The sequence below is a fragment of the Pedobacter sp. B4-66 genome (assembly GCF_018492665.1).
Classification (GTDB): Bacteria; Bacteroidota; Bacteroidia; order Sphingobacteriales; family Sphingobacteriaceae; genus Pedobacter.
Window position 1 is genome coordinate 163368 of record NZ_JAFVME010000006.1, and the last position, 22025, is coordinate 185392.

The 22025-nt window shown below is 36.7% G+C and carries 15 protein-coding genes; 9 read left to right on the forward strand and 6 right to left on the reverse strand.

Annotation, left to right across the window (positions count from 1 at the left end; all coding sequences use genetic code 11):
- The first annotated feature begins 44 nt into the window (after positions 1–44).
- The 6 genes from J1905_RS12450 (at position 45) to J1905_RS12475 (ending at position 7603) form a co-directional block, all read left to right on the forward strand.
- On the forward strand, positions 45–722 hold the full coding sequence (locus J1905_RS12450; RefSeq protein WP_214227572.1) for a hypothetical protein: 678 nt from the start codon (positions 45–47) through the stop codon (positions 720–722).
- A gap of 176 nt (positions 723–898) precedes the next feature.
- Complete coding sequence (locus J1905_RS12455; protein WP_250318087.1) at positions 899–2596, forward strand: LTA synthase family protein; 1698 nt, start codon at positions 899–901, stop codon at positions 2594–2596.
- Positions 2597–2598: 2 nt separating this feature from the next.
- A complete protein-coding gene (locus tag J1905_RS12460) occupies positions 2599–4761 on the forward strand; it encodes a S9 family peptidase (protein ID WP_214227574.1) in 2163 nt (720 codons plus the stop codon).
- Positions 4762–5038: 277 nt separating this feature from the next.
- Positions 5039–5824 (forward strand): MlaE family ABC transporter permease, encoded by a 786-nt coding sequence (locus tag J1905_RS12465; protein ID WP_214227575.1) that lies wholly within the window; start codon positions 5039–5041, stop codon positions 5822–5824.
- A gap of 10 nt (positions 5825–5834) precedes the next feature.
- Positions 5835–6605: an ABC transporter ATP-binding protein gene (locus tag J1905_RS12470; protein ID WP_214227576.1), complete on the forward strand. Its 771-nt coding sequence runs from the start codon at positions 5835–5837 to the stop codon at positions 6603–6605.
- Positions 6606–6610: 5 nt separating this feature from the next.
- A complete protein-coding gene (locus tag J1905_RS12475) occupies positions 6611–7603 on the forward strand; it encodes an MlaD family protein (RefSeq protein WP_214227578.1) in 993 nt (330 codons plus the stop codon).
- A 17-nt stretch (positions 7604–7620) separates the two neighbouring features.
- Here J1905_RS12475 and J1905_RS12480 read toward each other — a convergent pair whose 3' ends face one another.
- Positions 7621–9978 (reverse strand): PAS domain S-box protein, encoded by a 2358-nt coding sequence (locus tag J1905_RS12480; protein ID WP_214227579.1) that lies wholly within the window; start codon positions 9976–9978, stop codon positions 7621–7623.
- Between the two features lie 159 nt (positions 9979–10137).
- On the opposite strand from J1905_RS12480, the gene J1905_RS12485 reads away from it, so the two are divergent.
- Positions 10138–11004, forward strand: coding sequence for an aldose 1-epimerase family protein (locus J1905_RS12485; protein ID WP_214227581.1), 867 nt, complete (start codon positions 10138–10140; stop codon positions 11002–11004).
- Here J1905_RS12485 and J1905_RS12490 read toward each other — a convergent pair.
- The 4 genes from J1905_RS12490 to J1905_RS12505 all read right to left on the reverse strand — a co-directional run bounded on the left by J1905_RS12490 (position 11001) and on the right by J1905_RS12505 (position 17965).
- Positions 11001–12194: a GAF domain-containing sensor histidine kinase gene (locus J1905_RS12490; protein WP_214227582.1), complete on the reverse strand. Its 1194-nt coding sequence runs from the start codon at positions 12192–12194 to the stop codon at positions 11001–11003. The genes J1905_RS12485 and J1905_RS12490 overlap by 4 nt on opposite strands.
- A gap of 76 nt (positions 12195–12270) precedes the next feature.
- Positions 12271–13065 (reverse strand): DUF4249 domain-containing protein, encoded by a 795-nt coding sequence (locus J1905_RS12495; RefSeq protein WP_214227584.1) that lies wholly within the window; start codon positions 13063–13065, stop codon positions 12271–12273.
- A 4-nt stretch (positions 13066–13069) separates the two neighbouring features.
- The gene (locus J1905_RS12500) at positions 13070–15400 is read right to left on the reverse strand and encodes a TonB-dependent receptor (protein ID WP_214227586.1); all 2331 of its coding nucleotides are present in this window, start codon (positions 15398–15400) and stop codon (positions 13070–13072) included.
- A 60-nt stretch (positions 15401–15460) separates the two neighbouring features.
- A complete protein-coding gene (locus J1905_RS12505) occupies positions 15461–17965 on the reverse strand; it encodes a ThuA domain-containing protein (RefSeq protein WP_214227587.1) in 2505 nt (834 codons plus the stop codon).
- Between the two features lie 289 nt (positions 17966–18254).
- On the opposite strand from J1905_RS12505, the gene J1905_RS12510 reads away from it, so the two are divergent.
- Together J1905_RS12510 and pdeM are read left to right on the forward strand one after the other, a co-directional pair.
- A complete protein-coding gene (locus tag J1905_RS12510; RefSeq protein WP_214227588.1) occupies positions 18255–20786 on the forward strand; it encodes a ligase-associated DNA damage response DEXH box helicase in 2532 nt (843 codons plus the stop codon).
- Complete coding sequence (gene pdeM / locus J1905_RS12515) at positions 20776–21417, forward strand: ligase-associated DNA damage response endonuclease PdeM (protein WP_214227589.1); 642 nt, start codon at positions 20776–20778, stop codon at positions 21415–21417. Before J1905_RS12510 ends, pdeM begins: the two co-directional genes overlap by 11 nt.
- Here pdeM and J1905_RS12520 read toward each other — a convergent pair.
- Positions 21414–22025, reverse strand: coding sequence for a hypothetical protein (locus tag J1905_RS12520; protein WP_214227591.1), 612 nt, complete (start codon positions 22023–22025; stop codon positions 21414–21416). The genes pdeM and J1905_RS12520 overlap by 4 nt on opposite strands.

The window sequence follows — 22025 nt, forward strand, 5'->3', positions numbered from 1 at the left end:
GGGAATAAAACTATACTAATACATAAAAAACTAAAAACCAGAAAATGTTTAAATCAATTAAAACCGGTGTTGTAGCAGCCCTGCTTATTGGTACTGCACTTTATGCTCAAGCACAAAAAAAAGTAACTGAAGGTGCACTTACTTATGGTATGGAATATGCGCTTACTGATGACCAGCAACCTATGGCTGCCTTTTTACCAAAAGAAACTGTAGTTAAGTTTAAGAATGAGCTCTCTACCATTAAAATGGAACAAGGCCCGGCGATGATCACCATCATCATGAATGGCGTTGCTAAAGATGGCTTGTTATTGCTTGACATTCCTATTGCTCAAAAACAATTTGCAGTGAAAATGGGCAAAGCTGACTTCGACAAAAGAAAAGAAGGATCACCTAAATTCCTTGATTTCAAACCTACTGGAGAAAAGCAAATGATAGGTGCTTTTAATGCAGAGAAATACAGCTACAAAGATGATAAAGGTGCTGCATACGAGCTTTGGACCACTTCAGATCTTGAACTTCCTGCAGGTCATAAAGAAGATGATTTTACAGATATAAAAGGAACACCAGTAAAATATACTGTGTTTCAGAATGGTGTAAAAACTACGATGACCTTAAAAAGTTATAAAGAAGAAAAAATCCCTGAAATGTCACTAACCCCACCAAGTGGCTATGAGCTTAAAACAATGGAAGATTTAAAAGCAATGCAAGGTGGTGGCCAATAACATAATATAAAATGTTAAAAAGCTTCCTGTTCTTTGCCCGATTCTTTTTGTTTTGGCTGTTATTTTTTTTAGTTGACCGTCTTACATTTATAATTATAAATTCAAAAAAAGTTGCCACTGTTCCATTCTCGGAAATCATGGCAACTTTTTATCATGCACTAAAACTTGATCTATCAATGACAGCTTACATAGTTGTCATCCCACTATTAAGCTATACCTATTGGCTCTTAAATGGCCGAAAAGTAATAGAGTTAAGATGGCTTACCATCTACAATAAGATACTCATTGTTTTATTTAGCATTATTTCTGTAGTAAACTTTAACATTTATAGGGAATGGGGCAGCAAAATAAACGCAAAGGCATTAGGCTTTGCTATTTCAACACCCAATGAAGCCCTGGCATCAAGCGCATCCTCTCCTATTGCATTGACATTATCTCTACTTGTTCTACTGATTGTGATCGGTTTCGTTCTACAGCGTTACATTTTCCTTAGGAAACTAGAATTTAAGGCAAGTCCAATTTGGTTAAGAGGAATTGCTGTAGTTGTACTGATTTGCCTAGATTTTATATTAATAAGAGGTGGATTAAAGGGTTCTCCAATTACTCAAAGCATGGCTTACTTTTCTAAAGAACAAGTATTGAATCATGCAGCAGTAAACACGGAATGGAACTTGATATCAAGCATCCTTTCTGCTAGAATGACAAAATCAAACCCATATGCTTACTTAAGTAAGGATGAAGCTGATGCAAACATCAAAGCACTTTATACTCCAGCTAAGGATACGACCATTAATATATTAAAAACCAAAAGGCCAAACGTAGTTTTGGTGATTATTGAAAGCTTTACAGCCGATCTAACCAAAACCCTTGGTAACGAAGATGGTATTACCCCTAATTTTGACACACTAATTCATAAGGGAGTATTGTTTAGTAACATTTATTCTTCTGGCAGTCGTACCGACAAGGGGCTTGTCGCCACACTTGCAGGTTTCCCTACCCTTGCAGCTGGCAGTATTGTAAAGTGGCCTGAAAAAATGCAAAAGATTCCGGCGCTATCTCAGCCATTATTTAAAAATGGTTATCAAACCTCATTTTTTTATGGAGGTGAGTCGGAATTTGATAACTACAAAGCCTTTATTTTAAGTCATAATTACCAGAAGCTTATTGACAAGAATGACTTTAAAGGTGGTAATGTAACCAAGTGGGGGCAATTTGACGAAGCAGTTTTCGGAAGACAACTTGAGGATCTTAATAAAGAAAAACAGCCTTTCTTCTCCACTTTACTTACCCTTACCAACCATGAGCCTTACACTCTTCCAGGCAATTACAAGTTTGGACAAGCAGATAATGTTGCAAAATTCAAAAGCACAGCATATTACACAGACTCTTGCATCAATGCCTACTTAAATAATGCAAAAAAACAAGGTTGGTATAAAAATACCCTATTTGTATTTATAGCAGACCATGGGCATCTTTTACCTAAAAATCGTCAGGATATTTATGTTCCTCAGCGTTATCATGTACCATTATTATTCTATGGAGATGTTATTAAAGATGAATATAAAGGGAAGAAATTTGAAAATGTAGGTAGCCAGGCTGATGTAGCAGCAACAATACTTGGCCAGCTAGACATTAATGCAAAGGAATTTATATGGAGTAAAAACCTGTTAAACCCATATGCAAAACATTTTGCATTTTTTAGCTGGGATAATGGAATGGGATTTATTGATAACCAACAATGTGTTACTTTTGATAATGTAGGAAAGATGATATTGTACAACAGTAATGCTAAAGACAAAGAACTAACTTCAAAAACCTTAACCTCCGCTAAATCGTACCTACAAAACGTATATCAGCAATTTATAGAACTATAAAAATGAACTTTAAACACATCTTTTTTAAACTGGCTCTGGTCTTAATTATAGGACTTATTGGAAAAGTCAACGCTCAGGATATCAAATGGTCTAAAGATGGCAATTCATATTATGAAGTTAATGAGGGTGAGATTGTATCCATCAGCCTTCCTCAGAATGAACGAAAGACTATTGTAAGTCGTAACTTACTTTATTCAAGCGGCAACAGCGGATTGGGTGAGGTAAAAAGCTTTGAACTATCGGAAGATGGATCTAAAGTTTTAATTTATACTAACAGCAAAAAAGTTTGGCGCTACGAAACGAGAGGCGACTATTATGTAGCTGATTTAAAAACCAACCAGGTTACTCAGGTTGGAAAAGATAAACCGGCATCTTCATTAATGTTTGCAAAGTTTTCTCCTGACGGAAACAAAGTCGCCTATGTAAGCAAACATAACCTTTATGTTGATGATCTTGCCAGCAAAACGAGCAAAGCACTAACAACTGATGGTACCGACAGATTAATTAACGGTACTTTCGATTGGGTATATGAAGAGGAATTTGATTGCAGAGACGGATTTAGATGGAGCCCAGACGGTCAATCTATTGCCTACTGGCAACTTGATGCTACCAAAATCAAAAATTTTTTGATGATAGATAATACGGATTCAATTTATTCTTTCACAATTCCAGTTGAATATCCTAAAGTTGGAGAAAATCCGTCATCTTGCAAAGTTGGTATCGTTAATATTGCGACTGCAAAAACCAATTGGCTTCAGGTGCCTGGTGATCAGATACAAAACTATATTCCAAGAATGGATTGGATTCCTGCGAGTAATGAAGTGATTTTACAACAACTTAACAGAGAACAAAATGTGAGTAAGCTATTTGTTGCTGATGCAAATTCTGGTGAGGTAAAAAACATTTATACTGAAACCGACAAAGCATGGATTGACGTATCTCAGGGTTGGGAATGGATAAACAGCGGTAAGGAATTTATCTGGATGAGCGAAAGTGATGGATGGCGTCATCTTTACCGCATTAGCAAGGATGGTAAAAAACATACTCTAATTACCCAAGGCAATTATGATGTTATCGAGAAATCATTAATAGATGAGAAAAATGGTCAGATTTACTTTATTGCCTCTCCTACTAACGCTACTCAGAAGTATTTGTTTAAAACCAAACTTAGTGGTGGAAAGGCAGAAATGGTTACGCCTTCAATTTTAAAAGGTACCCACTCTTATGAAATATCTCCAAATGGAGTATTTGCCCGTCACACTTACCAAAGTGCAGTTGTACCGCCAATTACTGAATGGATGAAACTTACTACATTAAATCCATTAACTATGGAAGGAAGTATCACCAATCAACTTGGCAGAATGAAACCACCAAAGAACAAAGTAGAGTTCTTTAAGGTGACTACTGAAGATGGAATTGAATTAGACGGTTGGATAAAAAAACCTGACAATTTTGACCAGACAAAAAAATACCCCGTTGTATTTTATGTTTATGGCGAACCTGCTTCACAAACGGTAACCGATACTTACGGTGCTGGTCGTAATTGGCTTTATGCCGGTGATATGCCGAAGGATGGATACGTTTATATTTCTATCGAAAATAGAGGTGCTCCTGCTCCAAAAGGCAGAGAGTGGCGCAAAAGCATTTTCCAAAAGATAGGTACACTAAATATCCGTGATCAAGCCATGGCTGCAAAAAAGATTATGGAATGGTCTTTTATTGATAAAAATAGAGTAGCAGTTTGGGGATGGAGCGGAGGTGGTTCATCAACCTTAAACCTAATGTTCCAATATCCGGATATATACAAGACCGGTATCGCCATCGCCGCTGTTGGGAATCAGCTAACTTACGACAATGTGTATCAGGAACGTTATATGGGTTCGCCCTTAAAAACTAAAGAGGCTTATATTAAAGGCTCTCCTATTACTTATGCTAAAAATCTGCAAGGGAAGCTTTTGTACATTCACGGAACCGGAGACGATAACGTGCATTATCAGAACGCTGAAATGCTGATTAATGAACTGATAAAAAACGGAAAAGTATTTCAATTGATGTCTTATCCTAACAGAACACACAGCATTAATGAGGGTGAAGGCACCTCTGAGCATCTTGCCTTAACTTATACCGAATTCCTACAAAGAAATTGCCCTCCCGGAGGCAAATAATTACCAAAAGGCAAGTAGTTCAACTATTTGCCTTTTTTTCGAACTTTTTGGATTGTATTTCGTTTATATATTTGGACATTTAGAAGACAATTGCACCCAAAAAATACTGCATATTTGCCGAAATTCATGTAAAAAAGAAGATAGCATACATTTTTTTGTACTTGCAAATGCTAGTTTTACGTAATTATGGCTCATAATTTGATAGTGTGTGTTCGCTATCAAGAACCTGACAGTAGCAACATTCTAAAATCGAACAATAAGACATTAAGGTATATACATGGAGATAAAAGATGAAGTAAAAAGTCCTGGAAAAATATCCAGAACATTTATAACGCTTTATGACGTTTTTCAATTCATGGGACGCTTTTTTAAAGAAGGCTTCTTACCTCCTTATGAAGGAAAAGAGTTGATGAAGCAATGTTACGACATTGGATATCGTTCATTAGCGCTTATCTCTTTAACAGGATTTATTACCGGTATAGTTTTCACAAAACAATCAAGACCTTCCCTTGCTGAATTTGGCGCCACATCATGGCTTCCATCATTAGTAGGTATTGCATTATTAAGAACATTAGCTCCACTATTAACTTCTCTAATTGCAGCCGGAAAAGTAGGATCAAGTATTGGTGCAGAACTTGGATCTATGAGAGTTACTGAGCAGATAGATGCAATGGAAGTATCTGCTACCAATCCATTTAAATTTCTGGTAACGACAAGAGTACTTGCATCAACAATTACCATCCCTATTCTTACCTTTTATACTGCTATGGTAGGAATGTTGGGTGCTTTACTAAACGTTTCTTTAAGTGAAGGCACAAGTGCGAAGGCATTCTTTCAATCTTCTCTGGAATCGATCACGTTTTTAGATATCACAGCCTCTACTATTAAAGCCGTAATATTCGGTTTTACAATTGGTATGGTTGGTTGCTATCAGGGATATAACTCATCAAAAGGAACTGAAGGCGTGGGTAAAGCCGCCAATTCTGCAGTGGTAATTGGTATGTTTCTGATATTTATTGAAGAAGTAGTTTCAGTTCAGTTTTTCGGTCTATTCAGGACTTAATTTTTAAATTATGGAAGAAAGAAAGCCCTTATCTGAACAAGAAAAAGTAATAGAAATCAATGGACTATATAAGTCTTTTGGTAACTACCATGTGCTTAGAGGAGTTGATTTAGAACTTTATAAGCGTGAAAACCTGGTAGTGCTTGGTAAATCTGGAACAGGTAAATCTGTATTGATAAAAATTGTTGTAGGCTTACTTACCCCAGATCGTGGTGAAGTAAAGGTTCTTAACCAGCATGTTGATCAGATTACCTATAAAGAACTACTGGCATTAAGGCTAAAAGTGGGATTCTCATTCCAAAATAGTGCTTTATACGATAGTATGACGGTTAGAGAAAACCTGATCTTCCCATTAGTAAGAAATCAAAGAAAACTAACAAAAAGTGAAATAACAAGTGCTGTAGAGGAGATGCTGGATGCAGTTGGCCTGCTCCATACCATTAACCAAATGCCATCTGAATTATCCGGTGGGCAAAGAAAAAGAATAGGTATAGCAAGAACACTGATATTAAGGCCCGAAATAATGCTTTATGATGAACCAACAGCCGGACTTGATCCTATAACCTGTTTGGAGATCAATAACCTTATTAATGAGGTCCAGGAACGCTTTCACACAAGTTCTATTATAATTACCCATGATTTAACTTGTGCAAAAGCAGTTGGTAATAGAGTTGCCATGTTATTAGATGGCAAGTTTGAACGTCAAGGCACTTTCGAAGACGTGTTTAATACAAGTGATGACCGAGTAAAACCATTTTACGATTACAATTTTATTCAATAGAAATTATGCAGGCAACAGACACACGCCGTAAGATTATAGTAGGAGCGTTTATTCTCCTGGGCATAGCGATATTTATTTTAGGGGTTTTTACCTTAGGCAGTCAGAAAAAAGCCTTCGTAAAAAGCTTTACTGTTGATGTGGTTTTCAACGATATTCAGGGCCTTAAAACAGGCAATAATGTTTGGTTTTCCGGTGTAAAAATAGGCACCATTAAAAAGATTCAATTTTTCGGAACCTCGCAGGTACAAGTGTTTCTTAACATCGAAGAAGAAGCACATAAATACATTCACAAAGATGCATCGGCCAGTATCAGTTCTGATGGATTGATTGGGAATAAGATAATTGTAATTACAGGTGGCACACCAAAATTCCCATTTGTTGAGGATGGAGACAGACTTCGCGTTAACACTACCCTGTCGACTGATGACATCATGAAAACCTTCCAGGTAAATAACAAAAACCTGGTAGATGTAACCTCTGACTTTAAAATTCTGGCCAAAAGCCTTGTTGAAGGAAAAGGAACCGTAGGTGCATTACTTACCGATGAGCAGATCGCTTCCGACTTCAAAGCAATTGTTGTGAATTTAAAAACTACTACAGCTTCTGCAAATAAAATGGCAGCGGAATTAGATAAATTCACCAAAACTTTAAATACAAAAGGCGGCTTAACTGATAAATTACTAACTGATACAGCAGTTTTTGCCAAGCTTCAGGCGTCTGTAAATGAACTACAGAAAACCGCTAACTCTGCATCAGAACTTACCGAAAATCTGAATAAGGCTTCTTCAAAATTAACACAAACAGATAATGCGGTTGGCGTATTGTTGAATGATCAAAAAACGGCAGAACAGGTAAAAGCAATTATGCTAAACATGGAAACCAGTAGTAAAAAACTTGATGAAAATCTGGAAGCCCTGCAACACAATTTCCTTTTAAGGGGTTTCTTTAAAAAGAAAGCTAAAGCAGAAGCTGCAGCAACCGATACAAAAAAAGAATAGCGTTAAGCGCAAACACGCTATTTAAAATATATTTTAAAAGTAGTCCCTTGATTTACGACACTACTTACTATCACCTTGCCTCCCATAGCATCAATCTGATTTTTGGTAATAAAAAGCCCTACTCCCTTAGAGTCGGGCTTTTTATTAAAGGTCTTATACAAGCCGTAAAGTTCCTCTCCATGTTTTTCCAGATCTATCCCAATTCCATTATCGGAAATCTGTAAAACAGTTTGCGAATCTTCAATAAAAGAAACCAATTCTACTACCGGATTTCTTTCAGGATGACTATATCTAATTGCATTAAAAATAAAATTCAATAGAATACTTTCCAGATATGCTGGATTATAGTTAACAATTATATCGATAGGAACATTGTTGTTAATACTAGCATTCTTTAAAACGATTTGGTCGTTTAATATGTCAATAGTTTTATTGATATAATTATTTAAGCTTAAAGGTTCCTTTATCACATCAATACTTGTCTGGATATTAACCACCTTATTCAAATTTAACATGGTCTCATTTAAGAGTCCCGAAACTGTTTTCAATACTTCAATCAATTCTGTCCTTTCTTCTTCAGAGTTGGCGTACCCTATTAGATTGGTAATTGCCTGAATATTACTGGTATGAGATCTTAGGTTGTGAGAAACGATATATGAAAAATTCAGCAGTCTTTTATTTTGTTCAGTAACCAGATCAAATGAGTTTTTAAGGGCGTCTTGGGCTTCTTTATTTTCCCCTACATCAATCATAATACCTCTTAATAAAATAGGCTTACCATCTTCAGAAATTACATTAACAATATCTCTAAGCCATATTACTGACCCATCCTTAGCAATCATCCTATACTCAAAATCATGTTGTATATTTTTTCTGGTCGAAACAGCGCAATAATCGACAGCCCAATCCTTATCTTCAGGGTAAATATGATCAGCCCAAAAAGTTGGACATGATAACCATTCTTCAACCGAATAGCCTAAGATATCCTCAACTTTTTTACTGATAAATGTAAATTCAAAAGTATTAGGGTTTGCTTCCCAAACAATACCATCGATGGTATTTATTAAAGATTCAATCCTCACTTGAGAATCCAAAACAATTTTTTCCGCAGCCTTCCGATCGGTTACATCTTCTATAATTACGATATGGTTAGATAATGTTCCGTCATCATTCCACAATGGGGTCTCTACAAGATTACACCATTTTACGTGCCCTTCTTTATGCACATATTTTCTTTGAACTCTGTATTCTTCAATAATCCCTTCGCTTATTTTTTTAATATTATTATCAACTCCTAGCTGATCGGGAAAAGTTATATCCTGAATACCTAACTCAAGGAGTTCTGATTCCTCGTATCCAAGTATATCAGACAATTTCTTGTTCACCTTTAAAAATCTACCCTCCGCAGGGGTTACCAAAGCTATACCTATTGCTGCTTGATCAAAAATTGTCTTAAACTTTGTTTCTGTATTTATCAATTCAGACTTCTGATTATAAACCTGGGTCTGCAGTTTAGTCGTTTTTTTAACCACCTGAACAACTAATAAGCTAGATAGGAGCGCCAATCCAAGAGCAAAAAACAATGGATATATAGATTGAAAAGGGATTTTCCCCTCATGAGCAGGAACGATATAAAGCTTCCAATTGGTGCTTGGAAATAAAGTATATTGGTAACTTCGATCAAAAAAATTCGTATCCCCCTCTAAAAAAAACTCCTCTTTTCCGGTAGATGCATCTAACTTAGAAAACTGAAAATAAAAATCATTGCCTTTACCCTTGTAAACGCCAATACTGTTAAAGAACGCATCCTGCTTAATTACAACAGCAGAAAACCCCCAGAACTTATTATCACGATATACAGGCAACCTCCCTATAACTCCCATCCCCCCTTGCTGTAATTCGTAAGGACCGGCATAATACATCGCTTTTGATAATTTTGATTTAGTAGCCATCAATCTCGATTCTTCTGATATTTTAAAAAGATCAAGGTTTAGTGCCAATTCATTACCCTTTAGTGGATAGAGGTATTTTATAACACCCTGAGGTAACAATTCCAACACCTGATAATCAGGATTAGACTCCATTAATTTAGCGCCAACAGCTTCAAAATCATCGGGAATACCCTTTTCATTTAAAGTTAGGGCAAGAGTTAATGCCGTAGCATAACCATTATTCAGTGTTAATTGAACGTTCTGTTTTACCACATTAAGTGCATTGGCCATTTCCAGGCGTCTGCCCTCTTTGATAATCTGGTACCTCTGAATGACAAGCAAGCTTATCAGCAACAGCAAAAAAAGGAAAACACATAAGCCAATAACTTTCGGTTTGCCTAGCAGCCATCCCGTAAACACTGCTAACTTTTCTTTAAGATTCATAGCTTCTTATTAAAACAAATATAACTCTTTACAAACAAAAAAACACAGCTATTTATTTTAAAATTAACTAAATTAACCAGATAATTACTTCTCAATATTGTTATTGGTTGACAGGAAAAGACATTCAAATTTTACCTTATTTTATTTAATTTAGCATTTATGATTTTCCTCGAAAACGAATACATAAAAGCATCTTTTGCAACAAAAGGTGCAGAACTTCAAAATCTGACAAGTAAAGAAACCGGTAAGGATTACCTATGGAATGGAAACCCTGATTATTGGGGTAAATTTAGTCCTGTACTTTTCCCTATTGTAGGTGCATTAAAAAACAACACTTACTACTGCAAGGACAAAGAATATAAACTACCAAGACACGGCTTTGCCAGAGACAATGAATTTAGCATGGAATTAATTAGTCATACTGAAGCCCTGTTTACATTAACCCAAAACGAAGAAACGTTAAAAGTCTATCCTTTTAATTTCACCTTACAACTTCACTATAAAATTATAGGAACAAGCCTATTTTGCACCTATATAGTTTTAAATCCAAACGATAAGGACCTCTTGTTTTCAGTTGGTGGTCATCCGGCGTTTGCAGTATCAACCAATGAGCATGTTTGCTACAATGATTATTTTTTAGAATTCAATAAAGACGAGAGCCTTGTTTATCATAAAATCAATGGTGATTTAATTGATGACGAGACAGAAATTATAAGTCTTAAGAACCGTTCCTTACCCCTTACACACAATCTTTTCTATAAAGACGCACTGGTATTTAAAACGTTGGAAAGTGATCGCATATCGCTTAAAAACCATAAGAATTCACATGGTTTACATTTCAACTTTAAAAATTTCCCATTCTTTGGAATTTGGGCTGCTAAAGATGCAGATTTTGTATGTCTAGAGCCATGGTGTGGAATTGCTGACGGAACAAACCACAATCAGAATCTTAGAGATAAAGAAGGAATGATAGCACTGCCTCCAAAAGGTAACTGGGAGCGTACCTGGTCAATTGAATGTTTCTAATCCTGTAAAGGCAATTCAACAATAAAAGTTGATCCTCTATCGTGCCCTTCACTTTCCGCCCATATCCTACCTTCGTGTGCTTCAACCAACACCCTAACTATAGAGAGACCTAAACCTGTTGAATTTTCGCCACCGGTTGGCTGTGCACTTAACCTGGTAAAGCGCTGATACAATCTATTTTTATCATCGTCAGTAAGACCCTGTCCTTCATCTTTTACCATTATAAGCACTTTGCCTTCGAGCTTCTTTACACTCACTTCTATATTGGTATTTACAGGCGAATATTTGATTGCATTGTTGATCAGATTATCTAATACTTCTGATAGTTTCCCCTCATCTCCGGTTATTACAACATCTACTTCAGGTATAAAATTTATCGTTTGATTTTTTCGCTCTGCGAGTGGCAAATTCATTGAAATCACGTTACTAACCAACGATGATAGATTTAACTTAATATATAGCAATTGGACCTTACCTGCCTCTGCAGTACCGGAGAGCAATAATTCATCAATAATTCGAACCATATTCAAACTAGCAGTTTTAATTTGTTCGCACATCTTATCTACCATTTCTGGATCACTCTTCCTAAGCTTTATCAAGTCAGCTCGAACAGGTATGGTTGTAAGTGGGTTTTTCAGATCATGAGCTGTAGTATTTAAGATTTGATTGTGCTGTATCGCAATAAGCCTTGATGCTAACTTCAGTTCAATCTGATCCATAACCAGATCTCTTAAATCACTCAAAATCGCTTCATCTTCAGATCCAAACTTTCTTGGTTCCTTATCAATAAGACAAAAAGCTCCAAGGTTAAAATTATCTATTGTTTTTAGTGGAAGTGCGGCATAAAATCTTAAATCTACATCACCTAATCTTATTGGATTTAATGCAATTTCCGGGTCTATAAATGTATCCTCAACTTTGTAAAGTCCATCAGACAATACTGCCTGAGCGCAAAGTCCAATATCACGACTTACTTCCTGAACATCTACACCATATTTAGATTTAAACCAGATCCTGTCCTTATCAACAATACTAATAATAGCTATTGGTACATTAAATAATTTTGCAGCCAACCTGGTCAACTTATCAAATGACCCATCAGGCGGCGTATCCAGAACCTCATACCTATTTAAGGCTTTTATCCGCTCCTCTTCAATTGAAAATTGCTTTTGACTTAATTCTGTAAGCATAGATAATAAGTTAGAAGTCCAAAATTTGGCTGTCAGTGCAATATAATACAATTCCACATTATACTGAAAGCTTAAATTATTTAATTACAACGGTTTTTCGACTTATCGAATATGCATTAAAAACTCCTAGTGCCTTATTGTTAAAATTAGATGGTGGATTGGCCGGGGCTACTGGAGGTCCACCTCCACCGGAATTTTGCCCCAAACTATAAAAGTATTTATAAACATTTCTATCTATACATTGAAACTCAACATCAATTGTATCTCCACGAACCAGATCGTTCAACTCATAAAAAATAACATTTGCCACCTTGTTACCATCATCAAATCGGTCTTCACTTACCACATCATCTTCTACTTTACCTTTAACAGTCAAAATATACCTGTACTGATTTTGAATGTCTTTTGGATCAACATAATTGGCAGCAACATAGGTATTGGTTTTACCAAAAAAACTAAAATCTTTAAAAGTAAGCGAATCCAATGGCACTTTACCGGGCATTGTAGAAGTGGCTGAATAAATTTTTCCGTCATAAGTTACATCAAGCTTATATTTTTTTCCCGACTGGCCTCTAAATTTAGGGCTTTGGTATAAACCATTAGAAACCTCCACATATTCCATTGTAATTCCCTCTTCATTACTCACCACCACTTTTGCTCCAGAAACTGGATTAAATCTATTCGGGTCTGTAAAATCATATGTTTTAGAGATTATTACCAAATGATTGTCAATTTTATCACTAAGGCCCCCGTATATTACTAGTTGTGGTTCCGCATTATCCAATTTCAGGTCAATTACCTTTTCACATCCAGAAAGCCAAACCAAAACAATCAAAGCTCCAACTATACAAAATATACCTCTCTTTTTCATCTTATTAAAATTTGAAATTCCATGTAACCGAAGGAATTATGCCAAACAAAGTTGTACGTACAACCTGAGTCTTCGATGCATCATCAGGATTATCTTTAAAATCAATTGAAAACGCATTCTGACGATTGTACAAATTGTAAATACCAAATGACCAACTCGACTGAAGTTTCTTTCCAGGTTTCCCTTCCAATGTAGCAGAAACATCCAAACGGTGATAATCTGGCGTACGATATCCGTTCTTTTCTGTATAATAAAATGTAGTACGACCATTTATCTGATACTTACCACTTGGATAAGTAACCGCATTTCCGGTATTATAAACAAAAACAGAAGAGAAAGTCCAGCGCGGTCCTGCCTTATAAATTCCAACTAATGATACATCATGAGTTCTGTCTTGTTTAGCATAAAACCACTTAGCTTCGTTAATGGCATCAAACTGCCGTTGTGTTCTCGACCAGGTATACCCAATCCATCCGTTAAACTTACCAAACCTTTTCTTTAAGAAAAGTTCAATACCATAAGCCATGCCATCACCATATAACAAATCAGCTTCAACATTGCCATTTCCTCTTAAATCGGTTCCACTTCTATACTCGATCTGGTTTTGCATCCATTTATAATACACTTCAGCAGAAAACTCATAATTATTGTCGTTAAAATTTCTAAAATACCCTGCGGCAATCTGATCCGCAATTTCCGGTTTTACATTATTGCTATTCATTATGTAAAGATCTGTTGGGGAAGTTGATGTAGAATTAGACATCAAATGGATGTTTTGAATATTTCTGGTATATGCCGCTTTCAAAGAACTTAAAGGTGTGATCTGATAACTAGCAGAAAATCTTGGCTCAAGATTAAAGTAGTTTTTAACTACCTCCCCCGCTTTATAGTTTTTTGTGCTAATGGTATTCCCATCCGCATCATATGCTTTGAAGTTACCTGGCCCCAATAAAGAAAAACCACTTACTCTTAGTCCATAAACTAGATTCAAATGATCACTTATTGCCCACTCATCAGATACATACGCCGCAAGCTCAAACCCCTTGCGATTTTCATAAGTGGTCTGATTCACACTGGATGAATCACTTGCAGTAAGCTTGCCTGGGGCAATAGTATGATGAATGGCATTTACTCCAAATTTCAAACTATGTCTATTACTTAAACTATACTCAAAATCCTGTTTTAAATTGAAATCTTTTATAGAAGAATTAACTTCAAAGTCATTGTCCTCCATAAAATTCTGAATCACATAATTGTAATTGCTATAAATTAAAGAAGTATTTGAAAACAAACGATCACTATAAAGATGGTTCCAGCGCAGTGTAACTGTTGAATTACCCCAATTAAAACCAAAGGCCTCCGATATGCCTAGCTTATCCCTGCCGAAATAACCGGACAAGAACAACGTATTTTTATCATCCAATTGATAGTTTGCTTTCGCATTTACATCATAAAAATAAAGCGTATTTCCACTTACTGAACTATCTGGAGATAATGCTAAAAATGCATCGAGATAGGTTCTACGGGCACTAACCATAAACGAACCTTTGTCCTTAACAATTGGTCCTTCTACCTTTAATCTTGATGAGATCAAACCTATACCACCTTCAGCAGTGTAATCTTTACGATTTCCATCGTTCATCTTTATATCCAATACTGAGGCTAGTCTACCTCCGTATTGAGCAGGCATACCGCCTTTATAAACGCTTACATCCTTAATCGCATCAGAATTGAAAGTAGAAAAGAAACCTAGCAAGTGAGAGGCATTATACACTGGTGCTTCATCCAACAGAATCAAATTCTGATCAGTAGAACCACCCCTTACATAAAAACCGCTATTGCCTTCTCCTGCTGATTTAATTCCAGGTAATAATTGCAAGGTTTTAAGCACATCACGCTCTCCAAGTAATACAGGCACATTATTAATCTCTCTGACATTGATTTTTTGAAGTCCCATTTGTGGACTACTCACATTCTCATCCCTTTTTTCAGCCGAAATAACGACCTCATTTAGCTGATTATCTTCTAAAAGAACAAAGTTTTGTCGCAAGTTCTTTGAAATAGTAATTGATTGCTCAATGGTTTTATAACCGATAAAACTTATCGAAATTTTGTACGCCCCTTCTGGTGCGCTCAATGAGTAAAACCCGTAGGCATTAGTTACAGTTCCGCTGGTAACAGAGCCTACCAATTTAACACTTGCACCTATTAATGTCTCCCCAGTTCCAGAATCAGTAACTGCACCACTGACCGTAAATTTATTCTGCGCAAAAGAAAACCGACAAAAACATAAGATTATTAAAAGTAATGGTACTAGTCTCTTGGCTGTTGGCATATAAATACTTAGTCTGTCGTAAAAATAGAAAAGAAAATCTACTTCGACACTACTGCTGCACTAATTACCTTGGCCTGTTGCCCATATTATCGAATTGCTAACCAACCTCTTCCAATCCTTATTAAGAAGTAAATCCGGCGAATGTCCCATAAAAATATAAACATTTCTTGCCTCAACTTTAGGGTTTATCCAAACTACTGGATGATCGCCCATTTTTAACTTAGAATCAGGCTGATAGCTAGATTCATCTACGTTAGCCAGTACTTTCACATTTAATCTTGGACTTTTATTGTATGTATACCATTCTTCCTTGTCTACTTTAAAGGATGGCGACACTCCTTTCATCACAGGATGCAGCTTATCCTCTACCCTCACATTAGCCGAGGCAAAATCTGCTATGTAATTATCAAATCTGATGTTGCCCATAAAACGAGAAAACCAATTCCACATTGGGTAGCCATCAAACTCACCAAGCAATGTTGCATGATGTAATCCTACCCATCCTCCTTTTCCATTATTAATATAATCTTCAAAAGCTTTAACTGCCTTTGGATTCCATGCATATGGAGGATAATCCAATTGAATAACAACCTTATATTGCTTCAAAAATACTTCATCAATTTTGTCTGTATTTTCAATATAATCAATTGCAAAACGATTCTTTTTCGCGAATTCATCCAACCAGGGGCGTGCGGCTTTGGTAAAAGCAATGTGGTGGCCGCCATTCTCTGCCAAAGCTAAAACCCTAAACAAAGGCTTTTCTTTTGTCACAATTGCTTCTGGTTCATTCACTGTTTCTATTGCTGTTAATGCCTGCAAAAACCATGCTGCATGAGGTATCCATTGTTCTGTCCACCGCCATTCATTTCCTCCTGCTTCAGTTTTAAAATCTATACCACTGCCATCGGGATTACCATCTTTTCCGGTAACACCATTAGAAATTCCACCTTTTTGAGACCCGTGACCAAACAGACTAGCCATATAAGGCACATTTTTTTCTCCAAAACCATACATAAAACACATAGAATAAGGATTGCTACCCAAAATCCACGATAGTTGTTGCTCTGCATAAAGAGCAATATCTTTTCTTACTCCCCAGCCACTATTTTCGGGATAAACAAGTCGACCACCAAGCAGTGATGCTGTAGCTAAAGAGCTAAGGCGTGCATTTTCACCTTGCCACCACCAACCTGTTTCATTTTCATGAGGAATAAAAAAGCCATCCCGTACTTTCCCATTAAACTTAAAATACTGTCTTGCATATCCAAAGGGATTATTAACCAACTGGGCAACCTTCAAATTACCATCTATTGCTTTCTTTATTACAGCCAGGGTCTGTGTTCTATAATCGTTTTCCTTTTCCTTATCCAGATAACGAACCAACGCTACTACAGGCAGGCCTGCGTCTGCAGCATGCCAAAATGGTCTATCCTTATCATCCGAAATAAAGTATCCCTTATCAGTCATTCTGCCTCTCAAATTTGAGGCTCTTTTGCGTGCTTCATCTCTATAATATGTGCTGTCTGTAGCTATCCACAGCTCTGTAGCTGCCATTAATGCGCAATAATCATCAATGATATTCTCTTTTCCATCATCAGCATACTTCAAATTATTTACCACCAAATGAGCATACGCTTTTTCTGCAGCCTTCAAATATTGCTTAGCTTGATAATCACCATTTTTACCCCATGAAGAAATACGAGCTAGTGAAGCAATTCCCATACCTCCTCCTTCTCGAAAAGCACATTGGTAATCTGATGTAGTAACACTATTTGCCTCCAATCCTACGATTCTTCTTGCACTTGCATCTGGTTTGAAATAACTAAATACAGTCATATAAAAGTACCCTTCATCGGATAAAGAACGCATAATGTAATCGGCTCCCCATAAAGCTTCTGCTTTCAATTCTTCCTTAATTTTAAGTTCATCTAGCAATCCTGGTATCTTCTCTGTTGCATTTACCATTGACCATGTAACCATGGGGATTTGCTGTGGCGACATAAAATTAGCATAGGCCAGATGAGAGAAGTATTTACTTATATCTCCAGAAGCATCCCCCCAGCCACCATGTACATCAACTCTCTTATCACTACCATAAAGCAACATCTTTTTATCAGCCTCTAATTCCTGAGCAGTATTTGCACGTTGCTTTTTATAATAATCAAGAATGCTTGGCAAGGTATTCACAGCAAGTGCCTGCGAGGCAATTTCAAAGCTTACTGAAGTATAATGTTTTCCTTTAAACAACACATCAACCTTATATTTCCCAGGCTTATTAAACGATGAAAAATCTGCAGTATAAAACTGGCGACCAGGAAACCATTCTTCAACAGAGCCATTTGTTTTAAGGGTCGAGCTGAAACTGATCTTTTGATTAGAAGCATTAATCAATGTAAACTTTTTAACTCCCGAAAAATCCCCTTCAAAACTAACGATAGCTTGTTTTGGACCTAATAAATCAAATGCGATCTGGTTAACATGAATTACAGGTTGTGCCTGAATGGCAATAGTGGAGGCAAACAGCAGTATTAAACTTATACTAACAAATTTCAAGCGTTTAATCATATTTAAGAGAGGAAGTTTTAAGGCGTCAGCAAAATTGCATAGAGGCAATTTCAAAATTAACATAATTTTGTTCCCTTAAAATAGCTCACTAATAAGCATCTAACTCAAAACACTAAACAACAACAACTTACAATGCAATTGTAGTATTATTGTAGTGGCAAAATACAAACACATCCATTTTACATGGAAAGCTATTATCCAGTTGAGATGCACCAAAACTTTACTTATCTTGATATTGTTATTAATCAAATGCCTTTAATCAAATTTACCTGCAGAGATTATTTATTCTATGAAACTTGAAAATAGCTATGGGTATAAACAGATTATAAGTTGGTTAAAACTTAATAAAAAAAAGCCATTTAAGTTTCAAACTGATGCATGGCAGTATTATGCCGAAGGCTATAGTGGATTAGTAAACGCCCCTACAGGTTTCGGAAAAACCTTTTCTATTTTTTTGGCCGTTGTAATTGATGAACTTAATAAAAGAGCTGAACAGGAAAACACAGACCTTAAAGGTAAACAAAGGAAAAATACTACCGGACTAAAGCTAATCTGGATAACACCTTTACGATCTTTAGCTAAGGATCTGGCACGAGCAATGCGAGAGGCTTGTGATGAACTTCAATTGGACTGGGTAGTTGGGGTAAGAAATGGCGACACTCCCCAAAGTGAAAAGCTTAAACAGAAAAAACAAATGCCTGAAGTGCTTATTATCACACCTGAAAGTATGCACTTACTGCTCGCTCAAAAAAGTACCTTCAATTACTTCGATCAATTACAATGTATAGTTGCCGATGAGTGGCATGAATTGTTAGGCAGTAAACGAGGCGTGATGGCTGAACTCGCTATTTCAAGAATAAAAGGTTTGCTAATGGAGCAACGTCCGGAAAGGCTCTTAAGGATATGGGGAATATCTGCAACTATAGGTAATATGGAACAGGCCATGCAGGTACTAGTGCCTTATACAGATCTCCTGAAAACCATAATAAAATCCGATATAAGAAAGAAGATAGTTATCAATTCAATATTACCGGATCATATAGATATGCTGCCCTGGGCCGGCCATTTAGGCCATAAGCTGGCAAGCAAGCTAATTCCTATTATTAATAAAAGTAAAACCACGTTAATATTTACCAATACACGCGGACAGGCTGAACTCTGGTATCAAACCCTGCTTGCTCAGGATGAAAACCTTGCAGGACTTTTAGCCATACATCATGGCTCAATAGATTATGAATTAAGAAACTGGATTGAAGATGCTTTGCACTCTGGAGTACTTAAAGCTGTAGTTTGCACTTCTTCTTTAGACCTGGGGGTTGATTTCAAACCCGTAGATACAGTAGTTCAAATTGGCTCTCCAAAAGGTGTTGCCCGATTTTTACAACGTGCCGGGCGCAGTGGCCACTCACCGCACGAAACCTCCAAAATTTACTTTCTGCCTACTCATGCATTAGAACTTGTAGAAGCCGCGGCAATAAAAGAAGCCGCAAAAACTCAAGACATTGAATGCAGGGAACCTATTGTAATGTCATTTGACACCCTCATTCAATACCTCGTTACTTTAGCGGTTGGCGATGGATTTGATGATGAAAAGATTTTTTTCGAGATTAAGCAAACTCATGCATTTAGGGAGCTCCTTCCTCAGGAATGGAATTGGATCATGCAATTCATCACTACAGGTGGTGACAGTTTAACAGCTTATGATGAATTCAGTAAAGTAAACAAAACTACTGCTGGACTTTGGAAAGTAGAAAACAGGCAAATTGCTATGCGTCACAGATTACACATCGGAACAATTGTTAGTGATGCCATGCTTAAAGTAAAATATCTGACAGGAGGTTACATTGGCATGATAGAGGAATCTTTCATATCTCGGATGAAACCCGGAAGCAGTTTTACACTTGCAGGCAGGGTGTTGGAATTTGTAATGGTTAAAGAAATGATGATTTTAGTTAGAAAAAGTAAACTTAAGCGAGCCAATAGCCCTAGCTGGATGGGTGGCCGTATATCGTTAACAGCAAACCTAGGTAACCTGCTCAGAAAGAAGTACAATGAAACATTAGATAAACAACATGGAGATGAGGAACTTGATTTTATACTTCCCTTATTTGAACAACAGGCCAAGGTTTCTCATGTACCTAGAAGCGATGAATTTCTAATCGAACTGATTAATACCAAGGATGGTTATCATTTCTTTGCCTATCCATTCGAAGGCAGGCAGGTCCATGAGATCATGGCTGCATTAATAGCTTACCGACTTGCTCGCCTCCAGCCAATTAGCTTCTCTATTGCGATGAACGATTATGGTTTTGAACTGCTTAGTGAACAACCAATCCCTCTCGAAGAAAGCAATATAAAAGAGCTATTTAGCCCCTCAAACCTTACAGATGATATTGTAGCTAGCATCAATGCAACGGAAATGGCAAGACGTAAATTCAGAGATATTGCCTGTATTTCTGGACTTGTATTTCAGGGGTATCCAGGCAAATATGTAGCTAACAAACATTTACAATCTTCATCATCCTTATTTTTCAACGTGTTTAGCGATTATGATAAACATAACTTATTATTGCGACAGTCATATGATGAAGCATTTTATCAGCAGATAGAAGAACCCAGATTAGCTGCTGCCCTACATCGTATACAAGCTAGCAAGATCATCATTGTAAAAACCGAAAGCTATACTCCATTATGCTTCCCAATAAAAGTTGATAGCTTAAGGGATAATATGAGCAGTGAAGAGTTAAGTCAAAGAATTGAGAGAATGACAGCAGAATCGGAGAAGAAGACTACAAGTAAAAAGAAAAAAAATGACCATTGAATGTAAAGGGGAACAACTTATATTAAGTAGCGACAAGGCTATATACTGGCAAGCCAGAAAGATGCTCATCATTAGTGATCTTCACATTGGTAAGTCCGCTCATTTCAGAAAATCAGGCATCCCGGTCCCCGACTCCATAAACCTGACAGACCTACAGCGGTTAACGGCCTTGATATCTGAATTTAATCCTGAAACACTGCTTGTTACAGGAGATATGTTCCATAACAACATTAACAGTGATACCAATACATTTATGCATTGGCGAAAAAGCTTTGCCCATCTTAAAGTTGTATTGATAAAAGGGAACCACGACAATTTAAAAAATGAAGATTATGATGCTTTAGGAATAAATGTACATCAGAAAGAGCTTTTGGCAGCACCCTTTAGGTTTATACACGATAAACCTGATCAAGTTGATGAATACTATAATATCTCGGGTCATATACACCCAGGCGTAATCATCTATGGAAAAGCTAAGCAACAACTCAAGTTTCCTTGTTTCTATTTTGGGAGCGATTATGCCATATTGCCGGCCTTCAGTGTTTTTACCGGACTAAAAGTATTAAATCCAAAACAGGGTGATCGCTTTTACGCCATCACTCCTGCAAAGGTTATAGCTATTAAAGCTTAATTAAGTAATTGATTCCCCAGATTTTTCATCCATGAATCAAACATATCCTGTTCAATTCTTATGACCAGCTCAGCATGTTTCTCCCAATCAGCAGAAAACGACTTAAGTTGGTTTAACATTTCCTCAAGGTGCCCCTCTTCTTCAAGAATGATCGACTTAACTGTCACTTTGCTTCCAGCAGAGGTTAAAACATCCTGATAAACAGGATATAATTCGTCTGCACGAACTTCAATCGCATAGGTTACAAAAAGATAAGCAGCAAACTTTAACTCATAACCACTTAAATTAAAATGCTGTTTTAAATAGCGGCACACAGCTACATCCAAAGCATTCAAATAGAATTTAGTATCGTTAGGAGCCAGAAGCTCATCATTAGTATAAGTTCTGCAAAGGTTGCCATCCAGTTTATCCAATTGCTTTTTCAAATAATAAGCATGACGGTGTTCCTCTGCTGCATGTTTAAGGATGATAAGATTCACGTTTTCTTTATGCTCCGATGCAGAGATTTTCTTTGCACCTGCATTTTCCATGTACGACAAGGTATTTAACCATTTGGCATGCAAAACATTATCGCTCACTATATTCTCTAAAATCGCCTTAATTTCCAT

Excerpts from the sequence above, each read along its gene's own strand:
- pdeM (WP_214227589.1), top strand. The coding sequence starts at position 20,776 with ATGACCATTGAATGTAAAGGGGAACAACTTATATTAAGTAGCGACAAG.
- J1905_RS12520 (WP_214227591.1), bottom strand. The coding sequence starts at position 22,025 with ATGGAAATTAAGGCGATTTTAGAGAATATAGTGAGCGATAATGTTTTG.
- J1905_RS12500 (WP_214227586.1), bottom strand. The coding sequence starts at position 15,400 with ATGCCAACAGCCAAGAGACTAGTACCATTACTTTTAATAATCTTATGT.
- J1905_RS12450 (WP_214227572.1), top strand. The coding sequence starts at position 45 with ATGTTTAAATCAATTAAAACCGGTGTTGTAGCAGCCCTGCTTATTGGT.
- J1905_RS12465 (WP_214227575.1), top strand. The coding sequence starts at position 5,039 with ATGGAGATAAAAGATGAAGTAAAAAGTCCTGGAAAAATATCCAGAACA.
- J1905_RS12480 (WP_214227579.1), bottom strand. The coding sequence starts at position 9,978 with ATGAATCTTAAAGAAAAGTTAGCAGTGTTTACGGGATGGCTGCTAGGC.
- J1905_RS12475 (WP_214227578.1), top strand. The coding sequence starts at position 6,611 with ATGCAGGCAACAGACACACGCCGTAAGATTATAGTAGGAGCGTTTATT.
- J1905_RS12455 (WP_250318087.1), top strand. The coding sequence starts at position 899 with ATGACAGCTTACATAGTTGTCATCCCACTATTAAGCTATACCTATTGG.
- J1905_RS12505 (WP_214227587.1), bottom strand. The coding sequence starts at position 17,965 with ATGATTAAACGCTTGAAATTTGTTAGTATAAGTTTAATACTGCTGTTT.
- J1905_RS12470 (WP_214227576.1), top strand. The coding sequence starts at position 5,835 with ATGGAAGAAAGAAAGCCCTTATCTGAACAAGAAAAAGTAATAGAAATC.
- J1905_RS12460 (WP_214227574.1), top strand. The coding sequence starts at position 2,599 with ATGAACTTTAAACACATCTTTTTTAAACTGGCTCTGGTCTTAATTATA.
- J1905_RS12510 (WP_214227588.1), top strand. The coding sequence starts at position 18,255 with ATGAAACTTGAAAATAGCTATGGGTATAAACAGATTATAAGTTGGTTA.
- J1905_RS12495 (WP_214227584.1), bottom strand. The coding sequence starts at position 13,065 with ATGAAAAAGAGAGGTATATTTTGTATAGTTGGAGCTTTGATTGTTTTG.
- J1905_RS12485 (WP_214227581.1), top strand. The coding sequence starts at position 10,138 with ATGATTTTCCTCGAAAACGAATACATAAAAGCATCTTTTGCAACAAAA.
- J1905_RS12490 (WP_214227582.1), bottom strand. The coding sequence starts at position 12,194 with ATGCTTACAGAATTAAGTCAAAAGCAATTTTCAATTGAAGAGGAGCGG.